The 19,214-nt window shown below is 36.4% G+C and carries 18 protein-coding genes and 1 riboswitch; of the genes, 5 read left to right on the forward strand and 13 right to left on the reverse strand.

Annotation, left to right across the window (positions count from 1 at the left end; translation table 11 throughout):
- The first annotated feature begins 272 nt into the window (after window positions 1-272).
- Window positions 273-1,202 (forward strand): ribonuclease HIII, encoded by a 930-nt coding sequence (rnhC, locus tag JZO69_RS06845; protein ID WP_207112151.1) that lies wholly within the window; start codon window positions 273-275, stop codon window positions 1,200-1,202.
- Window positions 1,203-1,245: 43 nt separating this feature from the next.
- Here rnhC and budA read toward each other — a convergent pair whose 3' ends face one another.
- The 3 genes from budA to JZO69_RS06860 all read right to left on the reverse strand — a co-directional run bounded on the left by budA (window position 1,246) and on the right by JZO69_RS06860 (window position 6,258).
- The gene (gene budA, locus JZO69_RS06850) at window positions 1,246-1,959 is read right to left on the reverse strand and encodes an acetolactate decarboxylase (RefSeq protein ID WP_207112152.1); all 714 of its coding nucleotides are present in this window, start codon (window positions 1,957-1,959) and stop codon (window positions 1,246-1,248) included.
- A 13-nt stretch (window positions 1,960-1,972) separates the two neighbouring features.
- Window positions 1,973-3,634, reverse strand: a complete 1,662-nt coding sequence (gene alsS / locus JZO69_RS06855; RefSeq protein WP_207112153.1) for an acetolactate synthase AlsS — start codon at window positions 3,632-3,634, stop codon at window positions 1,973-1,975.
- A gap of 401 nt (window positions 3,635-4,035) precedes the next feature.
- Entirely contained in the window at window positions 4,036-6,258 is a 2,223-nt protein-coding gene (locus JZO69_RS06860; RefSeq protein ID WP_207112154.1) for a glycoside hydrolase family 3 protein, read from the reverse strand.
- Window positions 6,259-6,621: 363 nt separating this feature from the next.
- A riboswitch (M-box (ykoK) riboswitch) is annotated at window positions 6,622-6,791 on the forward strand.
- A gap of 280 nt (window positions 6,792-7,071) precedes the next feature.
- On the opposite strand from JZO69_RS06860, the gene JZO69_RS06865 reads away from it, so the two are divergent.
- Genes JZO69_RS06865 through JZO69_RS06875 form a run of 3 tightly spaced genes read left to right on the forward strand, consistent with a single transcriptional unit; the run spans window position 7,072 to window position 10,354 of the window.
- Window positions 7,072-7,998, forward strand: a complete 927-nt coding sequence (locus JZO69_RS06865) for an LCP family protein (RefSeq protein WP_207112155.1) — start codon at window positions 7,072-7,074, stop codon at window positions 7,996-7,998.
- On the forward strand, window positions 7,995-9,176 hold the full coding sequence (locus JZO69_RS06870; RefSeq protein ID WP_207112156.1) for an FtsW/RodA/SpoVE family cell cycle protein: 1,182 nt from the start codon (window positions 7,995-7,997) through the stop codon (window positions 9,174-9,176). The genes JZO69_RS06865 and JZO69_RS06870 overlap by 4 nt, the downstream gene beginning before the upstream one ends.
- The gene (locus JZO69_RS06875; RefSeq protein ID WP_207112157.1) at window positions 9,173-10,354 is read left to right on the forward strand and encodes an FtsW/RodA/SpoVE family cell cycle protein; all 1,182 of its coding nucleotides are present in this window, start codon (window positions 9,173-9,175) and stop codon (window positions 10,352-10,354) included. Before JZO69_RS06870 ends, JZO69_RS06875 begins: the two co-directional genes overlap by 4 nt.
- 50 nt (window positions 10,355-10,404) lie before the next feature.
- Here the strand turns inward: JZO69_RS06875 and JZO69_RS06880 are convergent, their stop codons facing one another.
- The 4 genes from JZO69_RS06880 to JZO69_RS06895 form a co-directional block, all read right to left on the reverse strand.
- Window positions 10,405-10,932: a hypothetical protein gene (locus tag JZO69_RS06880; RefSeq protein ID WP_207112158.1), complete on the reverse strand. Its 528-nt coding sequence runs from the start codon at window positions 10,930-10,932 to the stop codon at window positions 10,405-10,407.
- An 836-nt stretch (window positions 10,933-11,768) separates the two neighbouring features.
- Window positions 11,769-12,077: a DUF1292 domain-containing protein gene (locus JZO69_RS06885; protein ID WP_010760984.1), complete on the reverse strand. Its 309-nt coding sequence runs from the start codon at window positions 12,075-12,077 to the stop codon at window positions 11,769-11,771.
- Between the two features lie 43 nt (window positions 12,078-12,120).
- Window positions 12,121-12,549 (reverse strand): Holliday junction resolvase RuvX, encoded by a 429-nt coding sequence (gene ruvX / locus JZO69_RS06890; protein ID WP_207112159.1) that lies wholly within the window; start codon window positions 12,547-12,549, stop codon window positions 12,121-12,123.
- On the reverse strand, window positions 12,546-12,815 hold the full coding sequence (locus JZO69_RS06895) for an IreB family regulatory phosphoprotein (RefSeq protein WP_010760982.1): 270 nt from the start codon (window positions 12,813-12,815) through the stop codon (window positions 12,546-12,548). Before JZO69_RS06895 ends, ruvX begins: the two co-directional genes overlap by 4 nt.
- Before the next feature lie 256 nt (window positions 12,816-13,071).
- Here JZO69_RS06895 and JZO69_RS06900 point away from each other — a divergent pair, with 256 nt between their 5' ends.
- Entirely contained in the window at window positions 13,072-13,731 is a 660-nt protein-coding gene (locus JZO69_RS06900) for a class I SAM-dependent methyltransferase (RefSeq protein WP_207112160.1), read from the forward strand.
- On the opposite strand, the gene argF is transcribed toward JZO69_RS06900, so the two are convergent.
- The 6 genes from argF to JZO69_RS06930 form a co-directional block, all read right to left on the reverse strand.
- The gene (gene argF, locus JZO69_RS06905; RefSeq protein ID WP_207112161.1) at window positions 13,726-14,661 is read right to left on the reverse strand and encodes an ornithine carbamoyltransferase; all 936 of its coding nucleotides are present in this window, start codon (window positions 14,659-14,661) and stop codon (window positions 13,726-13,728) included. The genes JZO69_RS06900 and argF overlap by 6 nt on opposite strands.
- 12 nt (window positions 14,662-14,673) lie before the next feature.
- Entirely contained in the window at window positions 14,674-15,858 is a 1,185-nt protein-coding gene (gene argD / locus JZO69_RS06910) for an acetylornithine transaminase (protein WP_207112162.1), read from the reverse strand.
- A complete protein-coding gene (gene argB / locus JZO69_RS06915) occupies window positions 15,855-16,607 on the reverse strand; it encodes an acetylglutamate kinase (protein WP_207112163.1) in 753 nt (250 codons plus the stop codon). Before argB ends, argD begins: the two co-directional genes overlap by 4 nt.
- A gap of 35 nt (window positions 16,608-16,642) precedes the next feature.
- Window positions 16,643-17,674, reverse strand: a complete 1,032-nt coding sequence (gene argC / locus JZO69_RS06920) for an N-acetyl-gamma-glutamyl-phosphate reductase (RefSeq protein WP_207112164.1) — start codon at window positions 17,672-17,674, stop codon at window positions 16,643-16,645.
- A 198-nt stretch (window positions 17,675-17,872) separates the two neighbouring features.
- On the reverse strand, window positions 17,873-18,262 hold the full coding sequence (locus tag JZO69_RS06925; protein WP_207112165.1) for a GyrI-like domain-containing protein: 390 nt from the start codon (window positions 18,260-18,262) through the stop codon (window positions 17,873-17,875).
- Window positions 18,263-18,359: 97 nt separating this feature from the next.
- Window positions 18,360-19,058 (reverse strand): DUF554 domain-containing protein, encoded by a 699-nt coding sequence (locus JZO69_RS06930; RefSeq protein WP_207112166.1) that lies wholly within the window; start codon window positions 19,056-19,058, stop codon window positions 18,360-18,362.
- Window positions 19,059-19,214: the final 156 nt, after the last annotated feature.

Consider the following 19,214-nt stretch of genomic DNA (forward strand, 5'->3'; position numbering starts at 1 on the left):
TGTAGCTAGACAATGAAAAGTGGATTCTATCAATCTTTCATCACACTTCCCGCCTATGTTACTCCATTAAAAAGAGTGAGCAGAAATCCGCTCACTCAAACTAGTATCATTACTTATAATGTATTCTACCACAGATTTTCTGAAAACTCAAATTTTCGTTATTATAAAGCCGTTTATCTGCAATCAGTCTATAATTTTTCCCAAAGAAACATACTTCACTTTTCAGTACTTTTGTTTTACTATGAATAAGAAGATTTGAAAGGAGTCCCTCTATGTCACAAACACAAGTAATCAAAGTAACCAAAGATACGATGAAAAAAATGCATGCATACTATGAAAAAAATTGTTTAAACAAACATGTTCCATATACTGAATTTGTTGCAAAGTCTGGAAGCACAATGATTACAGCTTACACTTCTGGAAAAGTTGTTTTCCAAGGTCCCGATGCAGCACGAACTGCCGCTAAGTGGGGCAGCTCACTCAAAAGCAAAGGATCAAGCACCTCAGCTTCAAAAAATACAACGACATTACCCGCAAATTTCAGTCAACTTTCTGTTTTAGGTAGTGATGAAGTGGGCAACGGTAGCTATTTTGGTCCAGTCACAGTTTGTGCAGCTTTCGTTGATAAAACGATGGTCACAAAATTAAAAGCTTTAGGTGTAAGAGATTCCAAAGAACTGACAGATCCTCAGATCGTGCAGCTTTCTGCGGTCATCAAAGAATTGATTCCTTACAAATTATTAATTGTAGAACCAGAAAAATACAATCAGATCCAACCTAAATACAATGCTGTGCATATGAAAGTTGCGCTGCATAATCAGGCGATTTATTTATTACTGAATGAGATTGCACCAGTCAAACCAGAAGCTATCTTAATCGACCAATTCACACCAGAAGCAAACTATAAAAAATATGTTAGAAGTGAACAAAATCAAGTCAGTGAAAAATTGTACTTCATTACTAAAGGCGAACAATATCATGTAGCAGTTGCTGCAGCTTCAATCATTAGCCGAGCAGCGTTTTTAGAAGAGTTGGACAAAGAATCAAAAGAATTGGGTATGAAAGTTCCTTCCGGCGCAGGGACAGCTTCTGATAAAGTTGCTGCTAAAGTGTTAGCAAAAGGCGGCATGGAATTATTGGGTAAATATGTAAAACTTCATTTTGCCAATACAGAAAAAGCCAAGAAAATTACTACAAAATAATAAAATGCCTAAGACAGTTTTTGATACCGTCTTAGGCATTTTGTTATTCAGCTTCTTGAATTTCTTTCTCTAAATCAGCATAATCGATTGCTGTATGAATGAATGTTTCATCATTTTTCGGAAAATGCTGTAACAAAGAATCCATCGGTTCAATCTCAATTGTTCCTGACTCCAATTCAAAATCCATCAAATGTCCACCAAATGTTTGGTCATCGTCTATAAAATGTAAATGAAGATCCGCTGCGGCCACTCCTTGAAATAATTCAGGCGTAAAAAAGCCAACTATCGTACCAGTAACATTCCCTTTTATAAACTCCGGCTGTTCTTTGGAGACTTCAACTAAACGTTTATAAGGTTTTTGTTGCTTGGGCATTACTCGAATATGGACTTCTTTGAATATTCCATGAATCTTGATTGCATGAAAAAGATTTTCACTCTTTAAATGGTCACGGATCAAAGTATTGATTTTTAAATTATCTGCTGGACCGTCCACCGGGAAAGTAATTGTTGGTTTAAATGTAGTTACTGCTGCATAAGGAGTCTCTTGTTCCTCATTTATTGCAATCAAGGCGCCATCTTCTCTTCCTTGAAACGCTTTTCCATCTAAAATAATCAATTCTCCATCTAATCCAGATAAAGTACCAATCCCAAAATCGCCTTTTTTTAAAATATTAGCGATCGTTTCAGTCCCATCCATCAAACCTGCCATTAAAGCACCTAACGTTCCGTGCTGATATAAGACTGTTTCTTTTGTCATTATTATCACCTTTCTAATAAAACTGATCTGGTAAAATCGTTTCGCCAAGTTTTTTGTTGTCTTGGTAATCAATTGGAATATCGATTACAACAGGGCCCTCTGTTTCGAAACCAGTCAAAATCGCTGCTTTTAATTCTTGTGCGCTCGTAGCTCTTAACCCTTTTGCACCAAACGCTTCGGCATATTTCACAAAATCGACAGGGCCAAAATCCACACCGGAAATCCTATGATATTTTAACTGCTCTTGGAATTCGACCATGTTGTAACGGCCATCGTTCCAAATCAAATGAATGATATTCAGCTTTTTGCGGACTGCTGTTTCAAGATCCTGAGCAGAGAACAAGAATCCGCCATCGCCTGATACAGATATGATTTGCGTATTTGGTCGAACCAATGCAGCTGATATCGCCCAAGGAAGCGCGACTCCTAAAGTTTGCATCCCATTACTAAAAAGCAAATGACGAGGCTCATAACATCTAAAATGGCGGGCCATCCAAATATAGTGGCTACCTACATCGACAGTTACTGTCATCTCATCTGTCACAAGATTTTGCAAGGTATCAATAACTTCTAAAGGGTGAGTCAGTCCATTGACAGCTGATGTTTCTACATTATCTCGTTGGATGAGCTTTTCATGTAATGAATCTAAGTATTCTGTTGCCTTTTCTGACAGCACTTTCGCTTCGATACTAGGCGATAAAACGGTCAATGTCTTCCCGATATCTCCAATCAATTCCCGCTCTGGTTGAAAATATTGATCGATTTCTGCTGGAGTATCGTCGATTACGATAATTTTTGAATCCCCTTCTGCATTCCAGTTTCTAGCTTCATATTCAATAGGATCATAGCCCACAGCAATAACTAGATCACTGCGTTTTAATAGCATATCCCCTGGTTGATTGCGGAACAATCCGATTCTTCCAAAGAAATGATCTTCCAATTCCCTAGAAATAACACCCGCTGCTTGAAAAGTCTCAACTACTGGTATGTTTGTTTTCTCAACAATGTCACGAATCGCATTGGCTTCTTTTTCAGTAGATGCTCGCATACCTACTAATAAAACAGGCAATTCAGCTGCTTTAATTCGTTGAGAAAGGTATTGAATATCTTCATTTGAAGCAGAACCGATTTTTGGATCGCTCAAAGGTTTGATATTAGCAGCTTTGACCGTTCCATCGACGACATCTTGAGGAATACTAATAAAACTGGCTCCTTTTTTCGACGACTTTGCTAAACGATAGGCATTAGCTAAAACTTCAGAAATCGTCTCCGGATCTTGGATTTCAGCGCTATATTTCGTAATTGGTTCAAATAATGCGGCATTATTCATACTTTGATGGGTCAATTTTAATAAATCTCTGCGTTTAACTTGACCGCCGATTGCTAATACGGGATCGCCTTCTGCTGTAGCTGTTACTAAACCTGTTGCCAAATTACTTGCTCCGGGACCACTTGTCGCAACGACAACACCCGGGTTGCCTGTTAAACGTCCAACTGCTGCTGCCATAAATGCTGCGTTTTGTTCATGTCGTGTCACAATCAATTCTGGGCCATCATCCACTAAGGAATTAAATAGACCATCGATCTTTGCTCCTGGAATACCGAAAACATAATCAACTTGATGATTTTTCAAACTTTCTACGATTACTTCGGCACCATTTCTGCTTTTATCCATCTCGTGTTACACTCCTTTTATACATATGTTCCAAAAATTCAAAAACCTTATTGTATAAGGAAATAAAACTGAAACATACAAATTTACGAACTTTTTATGATACAGATAAACACTTTGTATCACTTTTTTTACATTATAGCACGTTGATAATTTTTTGTTTAATCATATGGGTCAACAAATTAAAGAATGATGTGACAAAAGTCGTTTAAGTTCGAGAAATTAGACTAAAAGAGCCCGAGAAAAACTAAAAAATCAGTTTTCTTTCGGGCTCTATATCAGAATAAACGGTGAAAAAAACAGCTACTACGATTCGCTTCAATCACATTCTAAGTGCTAAAGTACTAAGACTTGAAGACTTCGGAAATAAACGCTTTTGTCTCAGTCATTTAAAAAATTTTTATTTAATTTCGATAATTTGCTCTTTTATCCTCTATTTGTTTTTCAAAATCCATTCCATAACCAAAATCATATGTGTGCCCCAATTCATCCTTGTAACACTTCATATCCAATGGTACATCTTCTTTTTGTTGTTCAACAGTTTCCATATCTGCCGGCATCTGAAACGGCAACAAACCAGAAGGTGTGAAATCACCGCTTAAAACACTTAAAATTGCTTGTGTTTGGACACCAAAATCAGCGATGATCGCTTCTACAAAGGGTTCAAATTCTTTAACGATCGTTGGATTTTTCATAGTTAATGAAACAATGATTGGCAAATGAGGATATTCATTTTTCAATGCCAAAATAGTTTCAAGATCTTTATTATTCGCTGCTTGATTGCTTTTACCTAGATAGGACCGATTGGTACCAGCTAAGCTTTTCTTACGAGCAAGTATAGCCGTATAAGATGAATATTGTAAACTTATTGGTAAATAACCATTCCCATTGTCTTCCCTAGAATAGCCAACAGTTTTAGGCGATTCTAAAAATACCAGAGCAACCTCTGCTTGTTCTGGTGTATCTACTACTTGGAAATACTTTTCTACTACAGCGGAACTGACAGGATTTTTTTCACAAGCAGGCTGTATATTACCAAACCAGTCTGCCGATTTCCCTATTTTCTGTTTTGGAATATAAACATTGATCTGCTTTTGTAACGGCAATAAACGATTTTTATTTTTTAGCAACACTAAAGATTTTTGTTGCGCATTATAACCAGCTGCCATAAACTCAGGATTTCCCACTATTTTCTCTGATTGTTCTGGACGTAAATACGGGTTTTCAAAAACTCCTGTTTGAAAAATGTTTTTTAATAGGCGACGTGCTGAAATGCGAAACCTTTCCTGCATTACCTTTTCTCCATGTTTTAAAACGCCTAATTCGTAAGCAGCTAATACTGGTTCAATCTCGTTATTACCGCCAAATTGGTCAACTCCTGCTGCTAAAGCTTTATAATGACGCTCTTCAACTGTTAAATCTTGGACACCCCAACTTTTCCCACCAATAAACTGGTCTAGTTCGACCGCATCTGCTGTAATCGACCAATCAGTACAAACAACACCATCATATTCATATTTTTTACGTAATAAATCATTGATAATAAACTCGCTAAATCCATTCCCAACGTTCTCATGATTTTTTTGATCTTGATTATAAGAAATAGTGTAATATGGCATAACGGCAGAAGCCTTTTGTGTTCCATCTTCTAATTCAAACGCACCATGCAAAAAAGGTTGCAAATGTTCGTTAAAATTATTCCCTGGATAAACAGCGTATTTGCCATAACCATAATGCCCATCTCGTCCAGCTTCACCACTACCGCCGCCAGGCCAATGTTTGACCATTGCATTTACGCTCTCTAGACCCCAGCCATTTTTTCCATTCTGAGTCGTTTGAAACCCATCACAATATGCTTTAGCTAAAGCTGTGACTAATTTCACTCCTTCTCCAAAGGTTCCTGAAAAACGCATCCAGCGCGGCTCAGTTGCCAAATCGATTTGTGGCGATAGTGCTGTCGTAATTCCTAACGCCCGATATTCTTTACTAGCAATTTCACCGAATTGCTTAACCAATGCTGGATCGAATGTCGCAGCTAAACCTAATTGTTCCGGCCATTTAGAAATATCTCCGCCAGCCCCTGCATTAAATTCTGTATCTGCACTTGTGCTGTGTCTAGGATCAGAACTAATATTCACAGGTATACCCAAATCTAAACTTTCTGCCATTGCCTGTATATTATTGGTCCACTCAGCGGCAATTTGAGGAGAATCAACAATGGTTAACAAGACATGACGAATATGGTCTTTTTTCAAAAATTCTTTTTGCTGATCTGTTAAATTAGATAGTGATCCAGTATAATCATTTAATGTTTTACCATCATATGTTCCAGAAAACATTTGAACAAAATGATTGTCATTTTTTGCTACAGTTTGATGGCGGCTATATAACATCAAACCGGCAATTTGTTCGATCGATAATTTCGAAACCAAATCCTCGATTCTTTCATCAATTGGTAACCGCCAATCTTCATAAGGATCTAAAACACCATTTTTATTTAAATCTTTAAATGCAAAACCATCTTCTTCTATCAATGTCACACCAGATGCTTCAGCATACCCAAGGGTTGCTCCATTTTCATTTTCAACAAGTGTCCAATTTCCTTGAGCTATTTTGCGATAGGTCATATCGATTTCCTCCTATTTCTAAATAAAAGTAAACGCATTCTTTTGCTAATTCAATCTTACAATTTTTTACGATCAAATGCGATACTAATTTTTATTCCAATATAAGTTTGTTATTTTCTGATTCACTTCAATTCTGCTTAAGAAAGTATAAAGAAAATAAAACTTAATCTATTCTCAATATTAAGTTTCTCTGATTTTTTCATAATAAAATGGTCAAACAAAATCCCTGCAATACTTGATTTTATAACTTAAAAAATTATAAAATCAAGCAAATGATGTACTTACTCCGTTCGTTATATTATAAAAAATTTAATACTTCCCTCATTGACTTCAAGTGATATTTTCACTATATTTAGGGCGATCTGAATAACTTGTTAGGTGAGGCTCCTATGGAAACACAGGCTACTGCTCAAAAATGTCGAAAGACAGTAATGGGTAGGACAGGAATTGTCGAATTAAGGCTTTTCACAAAGTAGCTAAAAGCTCTGCTTTTTACGTTTCATAGTGCTAAAACTCAACGATGAGAATGATGAAAAGCTCTATTTGTGCTGAAATCAATCCCCCTTCGCTGAGTTATTTTAAGCGAAGGTTTTTTATTTTTGATAAATAATATTGGCGAGTGTTAGGACTTTAGGAGGTGAAAATTGATGCACAAGAAGACATCTAGTTATTATTATGAACTATCTTCTTTAGTGTACAACCGCCTTTATCTATTATTCAGAGCAAAAAGAACTTTTTATACCGTCATCCAACTCAATTCCTGAAGCCAAACTTTATTTGATGATCAATTAAAATGATTAGCGAGGAATAAAAATGAAAACAGTAAAGAAACTTTTAATTTGTACGGTTCTTTTTGGCATATTGGTCGTTACCGCTACTGGAAGTTATATCGCTATTAGCTTTCATAATGGAAAAAAAACAGCCCAGTCTCAAGTAAATAAGTCTAAGAATACGAATTTTTCTGGTGATCAACAGACAAATCTAAAAGAAATCACGATTATGTTGATAGGCGATGACGGACGTGAAGATGATGAAGATGGTGGACGAGCAGATACGTTGATGGTCGCCCATTATAATAGCGAAACAAAACAACCAAAATTAGTCTCGATCATGAGGGATTCTTATGTGCAGATTCCTAATCATGGTTTAGAAAAAATCAATGCTGCTTATGCTTTTGGCGGCGCCGAATTAACAAAAAAAGTGTTAAACGATTCGTTTAACTTACCAATCAATTATTATATTTCTGCTAATTTTAATAACTTTATTCGATTAATCAATGAACTGTATCCAAAAGGCATTGAAATTGATGCGGAAAAAGACATCAACCTAGACAATGTTGATATCAAAAAAGGCAAACAAATCATGGATGGTAATACCTTGTTGCAATATGCCCGTTTTAGAATGGATGAAGAAGGCGATTTCGGTCGTGTCAGAAGACAACAACAAGTCATGGATGCCTTAGCCAAACAATCTAAAGAAGCAGTTTCATTCATGCAGCTACCTAAAATTGCCGGTGAAGCTATCGGTTACTTAGACACGAATATACCTGCTGATTTGCTAATAGATTTAGCTAAAGATTTTCTGAAAGGAACTGTTAAAAATCTCAAAACGTTATCCGTACCAGTTAAAGGGAGCTGGACTTTTAATGATTACACAGAGGCTGGAAGTGTTTTAGAGATCGACGAAACGCAAAATGCACAAGCCATTCATGAATTCTTGAATGATGGAGCAGAAAAATGAAACAGCACAACAGATTATCCAAATTGCACTATGTAGATTTTTATATTTTAATCCCTTATTTCATCCTATGTATCATCGGTATTTTAATGGTCTATAGTTCTAGCTCTTATCAGTTATTAGACAGCGAATTAGGAACAGCTAGTAAGGCTATCAAACAGACAATGTACTTTATTTTTAGTCTAGTCTGCATGTTTTTTGTTTATCGATTTAATTTGAGTGTACTTCGCAAGCCTAAAATGATGCATTTTATCTTAATCATGACCTTTCTTTCGATTATTTCTTTACCGTTTATCGGGACAAGTGTAGGTGGCGCCAAGCGCTGGATCAATTTAGGCGTACTTTTGTTTCAGCCTTCAGAGTTAGTGCCTTTGGTATTGGTTCTTTATTTAGCGGCAAATTTAGCAAAAACAGATACCTTAGTTCCTTTTACCTTTAAAAATCATAAACGTTCACTACTGGTTTCAATTTTCTTTATGTTTTTTGTTGCATTACAGCCAAATATTGCTGGAGCATCGATGATTTTTATTCTTGTTTTGGTTCTATTTTTATCCAGCGGTTTATCCCCTTTATTTATGTCACTAGCGTTGATTGGCTTTGTTGCACTAAAACGATTAGGCACCTTGATCTTATTGTCTATCCCAACTCATTGGATGCCACAAAAATTTGGTTATTTAGTGACACGATTTGAAGTAATGCAAAACCCATTTATTGATCCCACAGGCAAAGGCTTTCAAACGTCGAATGCGTACTATGCTATGCATAATGGCGGATTTTGGGGCTTAGGCTTAGCCAATAGCATTCAGAAAAAAGGCTTTTTGCCAGCAGCCGATACGGATTTTATTTTTGCGATTTGCATTGAGGAGTTGGGTTTAATTTTTTCTTTAGGGATTTTATTTTTAGTTTTCTTGATTGTTGGTCGTTTGTTTTTACTAGCAATCAAATCGAAAAACCTTTATTACTCTTATCTTTTTATTGGCTGTGGAATGTTGCTTTTACTTCAAGTAGCCGTAAATGTAGGGAGTCTGTTAGGGTTTATTCCAATGACAGGACTAACTTTTCCTTTCATCAGCTATGGCGGATCTAGTTTGCTGATATTGAGCATTACACTTGGGATTGCTTTGAATGCTCATGCAACAGAGCTTAGAGAAACATTCAGACAGCAAGGAGGCAGAACATGAGAAATGCGATACTTCGAAAAAAAGAAGCAATAAATTACGCCCTTCTTCTCCCTGTTTTCCTTTTAATATTAGTTGGATTTATCGCTCAATATGGAGCATTTCATGCTGACCCTGCTGTTAAATCGGTTGCTCCTTTATTGAAGAAACAATTTTTATGGACTATTTTAGGCATCGGAGCTATGTTTTTCACCATGTTTATTCCTATTAAATATTTATGGAAACTGACGCCGTTTTTCTACTGTTCATCGCTGATTTTAATGGGATTGCTTGTAAAATTCCATGATCCTATTATGGCTGAGGTAACAGGAACAAAACGCTGGATTCGGTTAGGCCCAATTTCATTTCAGCCATCGGAATTTATGAAGCTTGGTTATATTTTAATGTTGGCTTATATTGTTACCAGAAGACGACAACGTTCATCCTATCCTTCAACTTTAAAAGAAGATTTCCATTTATTGGGAGAATTATTTTTGGTCAGTATCCCTATTTTAGGCTTGATGTTTTATCAAAAAGATTTTGGCACGAGCTTAGTTTTTATCTCGATTTTGCTTGGCATAGTCCTTGTTTCTGGGTGTTCTTGGAAAATTTTAACGGTGGGATATAGCATATTAGGCGCACTAGGCATTAGTGGGATTTTGTTGGTATTGACGGAACGAGGACAAAAAATTCTTTCGTATCTTCATTTCAAGCCTTATCAATTTAATCGAATTCATGCTTGGCTCAATCCTTTTGAATACGCGGATTCAATTTCTTTTCAGCAAGCACGAGGTCTGACAGCGATTGGTTCTGGAGAAATGCTTGGAAAAGGGCTGAACGACTTACAAGTCTACGTCCCTGTGCGAGAATCTGATATGATTTTTACTGTGATCGGTGAAGCTTATGGTTTTGTAGGAACCTGTGCTTTGATTTTATTGTTCTTTTATCTGATTTATCAAATGCTGATATGTACATTAAATGCAAAACGCGAATTTTATGCATATATTACAACGGGTGTAATTATGTATTTCTTATTCCATATTCTTGAAAATATTGGCTCGAATATTGGATTACTGCCTTTGACGGGAATTCCTTTGCCTTTTATTAGTCAGGGTGGTACAGCTTATTTGGCTAATTTTATTGGAGTTGGTTTAGTACTTTCTATGTATTATCAGAAGGAGAAAACTGAGATTAATGGATGATTTATAGTAAAGAGCTTGGGCCTTACGTCCCAAGCTCTTTGAATTAAATTTTAAAAATTGTTTAAATCGAAATCAATCTCTTTAAAATCAATACATGGATTTGATCTTAAGTGTAAACCTGAACTAACTCCTAATTTTACACTCACTGATTCAGCAGAATAATTAGTCACTAAAAATGTTTCTGAGCCTGATGCTGGTCCTCTAATCTCATCATCAATTAAAGAATCAAACATCGTCACCATGCCGTTTGTATAATAAATTTTTTCATGATATTTTTGAGGAACACCAGCGTAATCACTTCTCCTAGCAACATATATACTCTCCTTATCTATTGAATCTACAAAGAACTTTACAACGTATTTGGAAAAAATACTATTGCTTCTCATTCCGCCAACTTTTATGGACATCGACTCACCGCTTCTTAGCAATTGTTTTTTTACAGCTGGTGCTCCTCTAAGTAAACTTGAAGGAGATTGCAAATCTAAATATTCTGTCGCCTCTTCCGCACTGACCGAACTTGCTCCACCAAAAAAAACAAAAATTACCAAACAACTTGCAACAAATAAACTTTTTTTCAAAACACAACCATCCCTTTCTTTTAGTAAAATAATTATATCACAAAGAAAGATAAAATAAAAGCATATAATAAAAAACGCTTAAGCGATGTATGTAACCACCCGCAGGCTGTATACTAGGTATTTGCCTATGTATTACACGTCATTCGGATAAATCCAGCATCCTTTTGGTAAATCTGTATCAAACCAGCAGTCATCGACCATTTTTACTTTGCCGATATTTCCTCAATAAACAAAGCAACCATTTTGTGCTAAGGATCTTCGTATATTATTTTGAATATTAATTTCCGCTGTCATTTTTACTTCCACTTTTAAAACGTGTAATGTGTATAGTTCAAGTTTTTTCGTGGTTGCTTCTGTATATATTCCCTATTATTAATTATAATATTTACTATATATAAAAATCATACATATATTTTACAACATTTTACATACACTGCTACAATTGAAAGATAACGTTACTTTTACTCTTTTTCAGTAAAATCTATTAAATAACGTTTCATATAGTGATTTTGTGTTTCTTTTTGTATTTGTTTTGAATAGTATTTTTTATGTTAGTTCTATCGGAATGCTTTGACTAGCATTGCCCTTTCTTCCTTTCCTTCCGTCTTAGTTCCGCTTGTGCAGTGTCCGCTGGTCGCTTGAATACTTATCTACATTTTTATAACCAACACGTGTAAACGTTTTGTACTATCCTAATAATTCATCATCGGTAGCACCTTCAGCAAATTTTTAGTAACATTCAGCTAACCAATAAAAATAACTATAGTCACTTGTCACAAGAATCAAAAGAAAAAACTGAATCCTCAACTATCAAGGACTCAGCTCTCATTTAAATTCTATTCTTCTTCTTCCGCCATAAATGTATTGAAGACTTCTTCAATCATATCCCATTCAGCGTCTGTTTCGATTTGTTGTAATTCGCCTTCTGTTCCTTCGTTGTTTTCGATGTAAGCGTAGGCTTGTAATTCAACATCTTCTTCTTCTGGAACACCAGCTGGGTATAGAAGTACGTAGTTTTTGCCGAATTCTTCTTGTCCGTCAACGGTTAAAAGAATTTCGTATAGTGTTTCGTTTCCTTGTTCATCAACTAAAGTGATGTGTTCATGTCCTTCGTGATCATGATCGTGATTATGCTCTTCTGCCATTATTATGCTCTCCTTCTATCTTACACTTGTTTGTACAAGTCGTTTAAATTTTATTGCCAGCGCCATCTAGATAATTTTGTAAAATCATGACAGCAGCTACTTTATCGATTACTTTTTTTCTTTTCGCTCTGGATGTGTTTGCTTGTTCGACTAACATCCGTTCTGCTTGAACCGTGGTCAGACGTTCATCTTGATAGGTAACAGGAATTTGGAACATTTCTTCGATTTTCTTTCCATACGCCATTGACGCTTCGGCTCTGGGTCCGATCGAATTGTTCATATTTTTTGGTAAGCCCACAACAAAGCGAGTTACTTCATATTCTTTGACTAATTCCGCTAAACGCTCAAAACCAAATTTTTCCTGCGCTTCATCGATCCGAATGATCTCCACACCTTGTGCTGTCCAGCCAAATGGATCACTTACAGCGATACCTACTGTCTTAGAGCCAACATCAAGTCCCATTACTCTCATCGAATAGTAATTCCATGATCAGATAAGTAATATTTAACCAGCTCTTCCATGATCTCATCCCGTTCGTGACGACGAATCAAATTTCGAGCGTCTTGGTAACGAGGAATGTAGGCCGGGTCTCCAGAAAGTAAATAGCCCACAATCTGATTGATCGGATTATATCCTTTTTCCTCTAAAGCCTTGTATACAGTAGCCAGAGTCTCACTTACTTCCTTCTTGCGACTGTCATCAAAATCAAAACGTACAGTTTCATCTGTAAAACCCATTTATCTACACCTCACTTTTATTCTATTCATACAGTTTCATTCTACTAAAAACAAGCCGAAACTACAAACAAAACTTAATATTTTCTGCTATATATTAAAGATTTCCTTTAATTTTGACAAAATCGACTGATTATTGGACCGATAAACTTATTTTAGCTACGATTTCGTTGTGACTTGTTCAAGTTTTTTTCAAGCAACTGTTTTTTTATTGTATACTATTTTAAAGAATAGATTAAGGTGATAAAGGAGTTTTTTTATGATTATTTTCGTCAGTATCATCGTTGTTGTGTTATTGATCAGTTTATTTCGAGTTTTGTTGAAACAATCTACAATGCCTACTGGATTTTTGGGCGTTTTTATGATGCTTCTTTGGAATAGGGTTTATTTGCCGTTAGTCAAATGGGCGACGAGTCGGATCAAATTAAATGATAACTTTACTATTTTAGATATTGGTGTCGGCAATGGTGCTTCGAGTGTTTATCTTTTTCAGCAAAGAAATTCATTATCCATAACGGGCATCGACATTTCAGAAGATGCTATTATCCAAGCAAAAAAGAACCATCCAAACAAAAACATTCATTTTGAAAGCATGGATATCCATGCTTTGACTTGTGCTCCTGAAACGTTCGATCTCGTGACAGCTTTTCAAACACATTTCCATTGGCATGATTTAGACCAAGCTTTAAATGAAATTCATCGTGTTCTTAAACAACATGGCATTGTAGTTTTTGCTTGTGAGAAAGCAAAAATCAATTATTTTTTACCTAAATTAAAGAAATCTGCTGATTTCCAAGCCTATCTGACTACTCTTGGTTTCTTATTGACCGATGAGCATGAAACAAATCAATGGATCATGTATACATTTCAAAAAAATGACACCGAACAAAATATCATTCAGCGTCATTTCATTTTATAGATTCGTCATAACCTTGACCATTAAAGCCTTTTGAGCATGGAGACGATTAGCTGCTTCTTGATAAATCGCAGAGTGTGTCCCGTCAATAATGTCAGCTGTGACTTCTTCACCTCTGTGTGCAGGCAAACAATGTAAGAAAAGATAATCTTTTTTTGCTTGAACAGCTAGCCGGTTATTGACTTGGAAGGCTTTAAAGGCCTTTTCACGGTCTTTTTGCTCAGCTTCATCTCCCATACTCGCCCAGACATCAGTTATCAAGACATCCGCATTCTTTACCGCTTGATCTGGATCATTTGAAATTTCGATCTTACTGCCGCTCTCTTTTGCATTCTTTTTAGCAATCTCTACAAATTCAGACTTGGGCTCGTAGCCTTTAGGCGTTGCAATGCTGACATCCATCCCGACTATACTTGCACCGATCAAAAAGGAATGCGCCATATTGTTACCATCGCCAATATAGGCTAACTTGATTCCTTCCAGTTTACCTTTTTCTTCATAAATCGTTTGAAAATCTGCTAGTATCTGGCACGGATGATGGTTATCTGTTAAACCATTGATAATAGGAATCGATGCTTCCTCTGCTAGTTGGGCAACCATTTGATCTGAATAGGTACGGATCATGATTGCATCCACATAGCTAGACATGACGTTTGCAGTATCTTTAATTGGTTCACCGCGTCCCATTTGCGTGCTTTTTGAATCCAAAACAATCGCTTGTCCTCCAAGCTGAATAATTCCCGCCTCAAATGAAACACGCGTACGCGTACTATTTTTTTCAAAAATCATCGCTAAAATTTTCCCAGCTAAGACTCCGCGATACGCTTCTGGTTTGGCTTTTATTTCTATAGCCAGTTCAATGATCGATAGAAATTCTTCTTTAGTTAATTCAGTTAAATCCAAAACACTTTTGCCATACATAGAATTTATCATTTATTTTTCTCCTTACTTTAGCTCAGCAAGTTCCGTAAGACTAGTCTGCGTAGCTAGGTTACTTAATACTTTTTCAAGCATTTTCAGTCCTTGAGCGATTTCCTCGTGTGTAATTGTTAATGGCGGTAACAGTCGTAATACTGTTTGACCTGCTTTTAAGGTAAGCAAGCCTTCTGCTTCTAATTGCTCCATTACTTGATTTCGTACGGCTTGGTCAGAAAACTCGATTCCTATCATCAATCCTTTGCCACGTACAGTTTGAATCACTGCATTTTTTTCGGCAAGTTGCTCCAGCCCTAAAAATAATTGTTCACTTTTCATTTGAACCTCATGTAAAAACTCTGGCTGATTGATTCGATCGATCACTTTAGCAGCGACACGCATTCCTAATTTATTTCCGCCAAATGTCGAGCCGTGACTGCCAGGACCAAACGCTTGTGCGAGGGAACTTTTCCCTAACATAGCACCTACAGGTATCCCGTTGCCTAATCCTTTTGCTAAAGTGAAAATATCTGGTTTGATCTGATAATTTTCGTAAGCGTAAAGCGTCCCAGTACGCCCGATTCCTGTTTGAATTTCATCGATGATCAATAAGGCTCCATACTTATGGCACAAAGACTGAACGTCTTGAATCCACTGATTATCTGCTGGTATTACTCCACCTTCACCTTGAATCAACTCCAATATCACCGCAGCTGTTTTTTGGTCGACTTCTGCTAATAAAGGTTCAAGTTCATTATATGGCAAATAAACAAAATCCGGCACTAATGGTTCAAAACCTGCATGAATACTAGCTTGACCCGTTGCACTCATTGCTCCATATGTTCGACCATGAAAAGAATTGGTAAAGGAAATGATTTTGGTTCGACCAGTTGCTTTACGCGCTAATTTTATCGCAGCTTCGTTTGCTTCAGCTCCACTATTGCAAAAATAACTGAGATACTCTTTTTTATTTGCTAGTTTCATTGCCGTTTGTTCTTGTAATTGATTTTCATACAAATTAGGTGTATGCCATAGTAGATTTGCTTGATCAGCTAAAGCTTGGTTTAGTTCAGAATCATTATAGCCTAAATTCATAACGCCTATGCCACTGGTAAAATCAAGATAACTTTTACCTGAACGATCTGTCAACGTATTCTTGTCTCCTTTGACCAATTCCAGCTCTTTTCTTTGATAATTTGGGAATAGATAACTCATACGTAAGCCTCCTTTAACTTGATCACTGTTCCAGCATGTTGGATCTTATTGGTGATATGGACTTCTTTCACACCGCCCTTAATTGCTGCAACTGCACTTTCCAACTTAGGCAACATACCGCCTTTGATGATTTTTGCTGTTTTCAATTTAGAAATATCGTGTGTAGAAAGTTCTTTTAACCATTGATTTTCTTTTTTTACGCCTGGAACATCCGTTAAGAGATATAATTTTTCTGCTTGTAACTCTTCTGCAACTTTACAGGCGACATGATCAGCATTGATATTCAGCCATTCTCCAGCTTCAGTCAATCCCAACGGCGCAATGATCGGAATATGGTTTGTTTCAAGTAAATGCTCCAATAACTCAGTATCTACCTCTTGGACTGTTCCAACAGCTCCTAATGCTTGTTTATCTAAAAATGAACCTGTAATAATTTGACCGCAAGATGCATTTAAACCGACAACTGAAAAGCCTTCTTGTTGAAAGTGTGCAGTGATCATTGGTTGTACTTGACCAATCAGCACCATTTGAGTAATTTTCAATGTTTCCTCAGTCGTAACTCGTAATCCATCTTGAATTTGTACTGGTACATCTAAGCGCTGCATCATTTCTGAAATATAGTGTCCCCCACCGTGAATGATCACGATTTTCTTACCTTGCTTTTGCCACTGATCAACTTGTAAAAAAAATGATTTTGTTAAGTTATCACTGGCTACTCCACCCATTTTTATAACAATGACCTTCTTCATACTTGTCGCTCCCTTTACTTTTTTACTAGTTATTCCTAGGGGTAAATTGGTAGATTATCTAACCCACATCGTTCGTCAAATCCTGCAAAAATATTTAAGTTTTGAATGGCCTGTCCAGCTGCCCCTTTTCCTAAATTATCAATGACTGTTACAACCGTGACCATCGTTGTTTCTGGATTATGGGCAAGTCCGATATCACAGTAATTTGACCCGATCACCTGCTTAAGTACAGGATATTGCCCTACCTTTTGAATACGGATAAATGGATCATTTTTAAATTGTGTTTGATATAACTGAACTAATTTCTCGTCAGAAATAGGTTCTTTTAGCTTTGCATAAGCGGTTAAGAAAATACCTCTTGTTACTGGAATCAGTGAAGTTGAAAACTGAATCGCATTTAGCTTGGGTGCCCATTCTTTTAATTGTTGGATGATTTCTGGAATGTGCTGATGTGTGTTCATTTTATACAACGTTACATTATCATGTGTTTCTGAAAAGTGAGTACTTTGAGATAATCCTTTGCCCGCGCCAGAAACACCTGATTTGGCGTCGATCACAATAGAATCCAACAGAATCTTATTTTCCCTCAATAATGGAGCCAAAGATAATTCCGCAGCAGTAGCATAGCAACCTGGGTTGGCAATCCATTTTGAGCGAGGATTTTGCCGATACTCAGCTAGCCCATAATCAAACTTTTCAATCAAATGATTTGGTGCCGCAGATAAACCATACCATTCCTCATATGCTCCATGCTCTTTTAACCGAAAATCCCCTGACAAATCAATGACAGGAAAACCAGCTTCTACAAATGGAGCAGCTAATTCCTTGGATACCCCTGATGGTGTCGCAAAAAAAACGAGTTCGCTTTGTTCCATAATTTTTTTTGGATTGATTTCTTCTAAGGGTAAAGAAATTAGGTGCTGCAAATGTGGATTTACTGTATCTAATGATTTTTTATTCATTGAGTGGCTATGGATCGAAACAACCTCAACGAATGGATGCTGTTTAAGATATCGTAATAGCTCCAATCCGCTATAACCTGTTACACCAATAATTGAAACCTTCATCCACTTCACTTCTTTTCTTTTAATTTTTTGATTGTTTTCCATAGTATAAGTTTTCTCGACATACAAGTCAATGGTTTTTTATTAATTTATCCACTTTAAATAAATATTTATGCACAAAATGCACGGTTATTCCCTTGGATTTGAATAAAAAAATCAGGAACAAAACTCATCGAGTTTTATTCCTGACCCTTAAACGAGTTAAACAGAAAGACAAATGACTACCGAACCATCTTTTTTATAATGTTCTACGTCACTTTGATAGGTGCGTTTTTTCTCCAGCTCTTCATCTTTCCAAATTGCTTGCCAAGCTTCACCAACACCTTCGGGGGTAGCATTTTTTACAAGAATTTCCTCATAAGCACCAGAATTGATCACAACACTTTCAGGAAAATCAGCTTGTTCATTTCCTATTAATAAATCATAATCGCCTTTGAAGTTACTAGCATAGTTTGAATACACCGCAAAAATCTCTCCATCTAGCTTCATCGATGAAACTTTACTCCACAAGGCCATAATTTCATCCAAACACTGATTATTTGTGCGTATTTTCTTTCCCTTGATTGTTTTTTCTGTTAGCTGAATTGTCATTTGTTTCACTCCTTCACTTTTATAAGACGAGCATAACACAAAAAAGATGACACCTTTCTGTCATCATTTATTGCGATATAGATTTTTTTTACTTTGTTTATAGATAAAATTGCACTGTAATAATCGCAATCAAAATAAGAATGCCTGGAAGATAATTTGATACTCTTATTTTGGCTAGTCCCATAATATTCAATCCAATCCCTAAAATCATCAGACCGCCAATCGCACTTATTTCACCCATCATTATATCGAGAAGTTCTTTCGGAATATAACGCATCAAAACACTAGCTAATACAGCAATGATTCCTTGATAAAGAAAAACTGGGATTGCTGAAAAAAGAACTCCTACACCTAATGTCGCTGTCAACATGATCGCTAAAAAACCATCCATCACAGCTTTTGTAAACAACGTTTGATGATTGTTTGCTACACCGCTTTCGATCGCGCCAATGATTCCCATCGAACCAATTAAAAATATCAATGACGCTGTCACAAAACCTTCAGCAAAATTACTGCCAGGTTTTGCATAAGTTTTTTCTAACTTTAATCCTAAATCATTCATCTTATCCTCTATTTTCAAAGCTTCACCAAGCATCGCTCCTAGGCACAAGCTAATTAATATCACAATAAAAGAAGATGTTTTAAAAGCCATTTGAATCCCCAAGACTAACACACCTAAACCAATCCCTTTAGTCACCGTATCTTTCATTTGTTCGGAAATATTGCGTAAAATAGCTCCCAGCAAACTTCCGCATACAATTGCTAACCCATTGATCAAAGAACCTAATAGAATCATTTCCCTTACCCCGCTCCTAATTATTCCAACCCATTTTTCTTATTATACGATAAGAGCTGAAAAAACGATAATTCTGCTTCTAAAAATCCAAGAAAAAACAACGCACTCCCTCAAGTGTTTGTGCAAACTATCTGATTCCTATTTATATTTTTATCG

Origin of the sequence: Candidatus Enterococcus ikei (genome assembly GCF_017316105.1) — a bacterium.
GTDB lineage: Bacteria > Bacillota > Bacilli > Lactobacillales > Enterococcaceae > Enterococcus_L > Enterococcus_L ikei.

Bases quoted from the DNA above. Each gene is read 5' to 3' on its own strand.
- argF (WP_207112161.1), bottom strand. From the start codon at position 14,661: ATGATAAATTCTATGTATGGCAAAAGTGTTTTGGATTTAACTGAATTA.
- argC (WP_207112164.1), bottom strand. From the start codon at position 17,674: ATGAAGGTTTCAATTATTGGTGTAACAGGTTATAGCGGATTGGAGCTA.
- budA (WP_207112152.1), bottom strand. From the start codon at position 1,959: ATGACAAAAGAAACAGTCTTATATCAGCACGGAACGTTAGGTGCTTTA.
- JZO69_RS06870 (WP_207112156.1), top strand. From the start codon at position 7,995: ATGAAACAGCACAACAGATTATCCAAATTGCACTATGTAGATTTTTAT.
- ruvX (WP_207112159.1), bottom strand. From the start codon at position 12,549: ATGAGAGTAATGGGACTTGATGTTGGCTCTAAGACAGTAGGTATCGCT.
- alsS (WP_207112153.1), bottom strand. From the start codon at position 3,634: ATGGATAAAAGCAGAAATGGTGCCGAAGTAATCGTAGAAAGTTTGAAA.
- argB (WP_207112163.1), bottom strand. From the start codon at position 16,607: ATGAAGAAGGTCATTGTTATAAAAATGGGTGGAGTAGCCAGTGATAAC.
- JZO69_RS06885 (WP_010760984.1), bottom strand. From the start codon at position 12,077: ATGGCAGAAGAGCATAATCACGATCATGATCACGAAGGACATGAACAC.
- JZO69_RS06895 (WP_010760982.1), bottom strand. From the start codon at position 12,815: ATGGGTTTTACAGATGAAACTGTACGTTTTGATTTTGATGACAGTCGC.
- JZO69_RS06875 (WP_207112157.1), top strand. From the start codon at position 9,173: ATGAGAAATGCGATACTTCGAAAAAAAGAAGCAATAAATTACGCCCTT.
- JZO69_RS06900 (WP_207112160.1), top strand. From the start codon at position 13,072: ATGATTATTTTCGTCAGTATCATCGTTGTTGTGTTATTGATCAGTTTA.
- JZO69_RS06865 (WP_207112155.1), top strand. From the start codon at position 7,072: ATGAAAACAGTAAAGAAACTTTTAATTTGTACGGTTCTTTTTGGCATA.
- JZO69_RS06925 (WP_207112165.1), bottom strand. From the start codon at position 18,262: ATGACAATTCAGCTAACAGAAAAAACAATCAAGGGAAAGAAAATACGC.
- JZO69_RS06860 (WP_207112154.1), bottom strand. From the start codon at position 6,258: ATGACCTATCGCAAAATAGCTCAAGGAAATTGGACACTTGTTGAAAAT.
- JZO69_RS06930 (WP_207112166.1), bottom strand. From the start codon at position 19,058: ATGATTCTATTAGGTTCTTTGATCAATGGGTTAGCAATTGTATGCGGA.
- argD (WP_207112162.1), bottom strand. From the start codon at position 15,858: ATGAGTTATCTATTCCCAAATTATCAAAGAAAAGAGCTGGAATTGGTC.
- rnhC (WP_207112151.1), top strand. From the start codon at position 273: ATGTCACAAACACAAGTAATCAAAGTAACCAAAGATACGATGAAAAAA.